General features: G+C 47.5%; 5 protein-coding genes. All 5 read left to right on the top strand.

The annotated features are described in order from the left end of the window. A partial coding sequence (locus B3D59_RS00975) for a flagellar hook-length control protein FliK (RefSeq protein WP_286817213.1) occupies positions 1 to 1,446 on the top strand: 1,446 nt, incomplete at its 5' end. Positions 1,447 to 1,740: 294 nt separating this feature from the next. Then, positions 1,741 to 2,349 carry a flagellar basal body-associated FliL family protein gene (locus B3D59_RS00970; RefSeq protein WP_286817212.1) on the top strand — a complete coding sequence of 203 codons (609 nt, stop codon included), beginning with the start codon at positions 1,741 to 1,743 and terminating at the stop codon, positions 2,347 to 2,349. A gap of 7 nt (positions 2,350 to 2,356) precedes the next feature. Continuing rightward, positions 2,357 to 3,355 (top strand): flagellar motor switch protein FliM, encoded by a 999-nt coding sequence (gene fliM, locus B3D59_RS00965; RefSeq protein WP_286817211.1) that lies wholly within the window; start codon positions 2,357 to 2,359, stop codon positions 3,353 to 3,355. Between the two features lie 2 nt (positions 3,356 to 3,357). After that, positions 3,358 to 3,702, top strand: coding sequence for a flagellar motor switch protein FliN (gene fliN / locus B3D59_RS00960; RefSeq protein WP_286817210.1), 345 nt, complete (start codon positions 3,358 to 3,360; stop codon positions 3,700 to 3,702). Next, on the top strand, positions 3,699 to 4,121 hold the full coding sequence (fliO, locus tag B3D59_RS00955) for a flagellar biosynthetic protein FliO (protein WP_286817209.1): 423 nt from the start codon (positions 3,699 to 3,701) through the stop codon (positions 4,119 to 4,121). Before fliN ends, fliO begins: the two co-directional genes overlap by 4 nt. Positions 4,122 to 4,190: the final 69 nt, after the last annotated feature.

The raw sequence follows: 4,190 nt of genomic DNA, 5'->3' as shown, positions 1-4,190 counted from the left end.
ACCCTTGAAGAGGGGGGCGGCCTAATCTCCGTGTCCGGTTTCATGGATGATCTGTTTGAACTGCCCCTTGCCGAAGATCAAGATATCACCCGGGCAGAGACGCTGATGCCCACCTCTGATCTGCCCTATATCAAATCCCTTTTGTCAATGATGGGCGTGGATAATCAGGAAATCACATCAATCATGGATGAAGCCTCCGAAGGAACCCGTGGATTTGATTTTGATACGTTTATTGAACAGCTTGAGCAACTTCTGGATACCGACGGTGAATCCGGCGTGACCTATCAGACAAAGGATGAAGACGATGCCTATACCACCCTTTTGCAACAGCTTGATCTGGATTCTTTCATTGAAACATCTGAGGAGCCGTTGACCCTGGCCACGTTAATTGATGCTTTTGCCCAGAAGCGTAACCTGTTGGAAGACAATCAGGCAAACCAGACTGAACAATCATTATCAGACATGTTTACTACCGATTCTTTTGATGCCCTCGCAACCCGGTCCGGCCGACACGGATTGCTTAACCAATTTTTTTCGGGACTGAATTTTCAAGAAGAGCGTGAGGGAGCTGTCGATTATAGCATAACGCTTAGCGAAAGTTCGGACGCCATGGTCAAAGAAATTGAGGAGCGGTTCCAGGTTCAGTTCATGGATCAGATCAACAGGCGTGAGGTGAGTGCAAAAACGGCTGCCGAGGCCTCTGCGGTTGGAAATAGTGTCTCCAGTAACCTTCAAACAGGAAAAACCGATTCTGATGATGCATTTAAAATCGCCAACAGTTTTTCTGACACCGCAGGAACAAGCAAGGAATCGGCATCACAGATTTCCACCACGTCAACCCAGGCCGATGCAGCTGCTGTGGAAAAGATGACCTCCTCCACAAATTCCCAGTCAGGGGATACAATGTCCAAAAACTCAGAAGCCCATGCCCTTGTTTTTGGCGTGGAAAAATCAACCACGACCGGGACTGTGGGAACTTCGGGTACACAACGCACCGAGCAGGCCTTTTCCACACTGCCTGACTTTGTCACCCGGCAGGTGGGAAAAAGCATTGTCCGATCAATCAATACCGGAGACGACACCATCCGGATGCAACTAAAACCCCCTGAATTAGGCCGGATCTACATGAGCATTGACTATAATGGGAACGGCATAAAGATCAGCGTGATTACTGAACACCAGTCAGCAAAAGATATTCTGGCAGCCAATGTTAATGAAATCAAAACCATGCTCTCTTCCTCGGGTATCAGCCTTGAGAGCTTTGAAGTTGATATGAGCAGCGATTTCCAGCAGTCCATGGCCGATGCCCGGGCCCAGGGGCAGTCAGGCGGAAAGAAGCAGACAAAGCGCGGGTCCGGTGACGATGCCCAGGAAGAGGCGGCAGATCATTTAACGGAGCATACCGCGACTATAAACAACAGCGGATCGCTGCATTTTGTTGCATAATCCCCCTGCCCTCTTGACCGTGGATCTGTCAAAAGATTGACAGATCCACGGTCAAAGAGACGTTTCTTTATATCGTGTTTGAACGGTACTCAAATAAATAATTTTGCAAATCTTTCTTCTTTCCTATAATCTTTACCATAAATTTTTTGTTTCCCTTCTATCCAGGTAAAACCCATGCAGGCTGGCATAAGGCTTGCTGTCACTTCTTATAGCCTGATATATTAAGGGTATTTGCAATGAAGCCTGCAAAGACCGGCTCGGCAAATGAAGGACCAGACTATTTTGGGAGGTGTTGTGGCTGAAGATCTGCTGGAAGAACTCGAAGGCGATGAACTGACCGAATCCATAAACAATGGTGGCGGGGTTTCAGAAGAAGGACCTGTCAAAAAGGGATTGATCGGCAGAGTGCTGTCAGGAAAGAAAAAACTGATCATTATTCTTCTGTCGTTTCTCCTTTTATTGGGCGGGATCGGTGCCGGTGTGTTCTTTTTTTTATTTGGCGGGAAGACAAAAGAGGTCCCTGAACAGCCGGTTGCTGAAAATGTCGTGACTGAGGAAAGCATTCAGGCGGCTCTGAAAGACCAGAACAAAGCGATATTTGAGGATATTGTGCAGCTGGAACCCTTTGAGCAAATTCTTTTAAAACAAGATTCAAACATGCATTATATATCCATGGGCATCGCCCTTGAAATGATAGATCCCGGGTTTCGAAGGCAGGTGTATACCATGGAGCCCAGGATAAGAAAAATAATTGAAAGCCAGATGCGACAGATGAGCTGGATGGATCTGCGAAGCCCTCATGGCAAACTTAAACTGAAATTTGCACTTCTCGACCGAATTAATCAGATTTTTCCGAAAGTTGCCATAAGGCAAATTTATTTTACCAATTTTATAATGCAGTGATGGTGCCATGAGTGAAATTCTATCCCAGGACGAGGTTGACAGTCTACTAGACGGACTGGATTCCGGAGAAGTAGACACTGAGACCGATATTCCGGAAATTGATGAGGAGGCGATTGAAGGTGTTGTTGCCTACGATTTCACCAGCCAGGACAAGGTGGTCAGGGCAAGAATGCCTACCTTTGACGTTATTAATGAACGTCTCTCCAGGGAACTTCGGGCCACATTGTCTTCACTGCTCCAGACCAATGTGGATGTGTCTGCCAATCCTTTTGACACGCTGAAGTTTTCTGAATTCGTCCGCAGCCTTCCTGTACCCACAAGTCTTCACGTATTCAGGATGGAGCCGTTAAGGGGACATGGTCTGGTGGTGTTTGAAAGCCAGCTGGTTTATAACCTGATTGATACTTTTTTTGGCGGAGCAGCATTGGGAAAAGCAAGGGTGGAAGGCCGCGAATTTACCCGCATTGAAGAGGTGATGATTAAAAAGGCAGTCCTGGCGGTTCTGAAAAACATTGAGGCCTCCTGGGCCCCCATAGAGCCGGTCAAAGCATCCCTGATCCGTTCGGAAATGAACCCCCAGTTCACGGCCATTGTACTGCCCACAGACCTTGTCATCGTTACCCGGTTTGAAATCGAACTGGAGCAGGCCGCAGGGAATCTTGTGGTCTGCTATCCCTATTCCATGATCGAACCCATGCGAAACAAACTGTCATCCGGTGTTCAGGCGGAAATTGAAGAAATCGACTACAACTGGCGGCGGATGATTGAAGAGGTGATCCTCAATTCCCAGGTGGATTTAAGAATTCTTCTGGGTAAAACAGAGATCACCGGTGAACGGCTTTTGTACATGCAGCCCGGTGACGTCATCCAACTGGATAACGACGCATCCGACCCATTGCCCTGCTTTGTGGGAGGACTTGTGAAACTGACAGGATTCATTGGTGTTCAGCGGGGTTTTCAGGCATTTAAGATTAAAGATAAAATTGTAACCGACTGTAAGAGGTAAAGATGGTTGATAAAAACGGCACCACAAATGATGATTATCTGGAAGAAGAATCCAGGCATGACGACGAGCATGGCGCAAGGGAATTGGATTTTATTCTGGATATCCCTTTGGAGCTTTCCGTGGAACTGGGCAAAACCAAAATGCTGGTCAATGATCTCCTCCAGCTGGCCCAGGGATCCATTATTGAGTTGAACAAACTTGCCGGTGAACCCCTGGAGGTATATATCAACCGTAAGCTCATTGCCCGGGGAGAAGTTGTGGTGGTCAATGAGAAATTCGGCGTTCGTCTCACCGACGTCATCACGCCCATTGACCGTGTCAAATCCCTGGCCGTGGAAGATCAGTGAATACGCATACGGATATGTGGTTGGAATTTGCCAAAAGTTTGGGCATGCTGTTTGCTGTTCTGGCTTTTTTTCTGCTGGCTCTTTATCTTGTTCGCAGGGTTTCAGGCCGGTTCGGTGCCCGAGATTCGGCGGAGCTGATAAAGGTTTTATCCGTCCATCATTTATCCCCCAAGGAAAAACTGGTACTGGTATCTGTTCAGGATGAATCGGTTCTTATCGGGGTTTCGCCCGCCGGCATATCCTCTTTGGCCCGTTTTGGAGAGGTCCAAAAAACCGTATTGGCACCTTCGGAAAAGGCCACAGGATTTCAGACGCTGCTCAAAAAAAATTTGATGAAAGAGAACAGTGCTCACAATATGCCCTTGGAAAATAATTCTTCCAATTCCCTTCCCGATTCCGGTAAAGGAGAGAGATCATGATCAGGCATTACCGGTTGATCGGGTGGGCAGGGTTGATTATGGTTGCAACCATGATGATCACAGGCGTTG

Origin of the sequence: Desulfobacter sp. UBA2225 (assembly GCF_002348205.1) — a bacterium.
Lineage (GTDB): Bacteria > Desulfobacterota > Desulfobacteria > Desulfobacterales > Desulfobacteraceae > Desulfobacter > Desulfobacter postgatei.
This window is presented reverse-complemented; position numbering and strand designations above follow the sequence as displayed.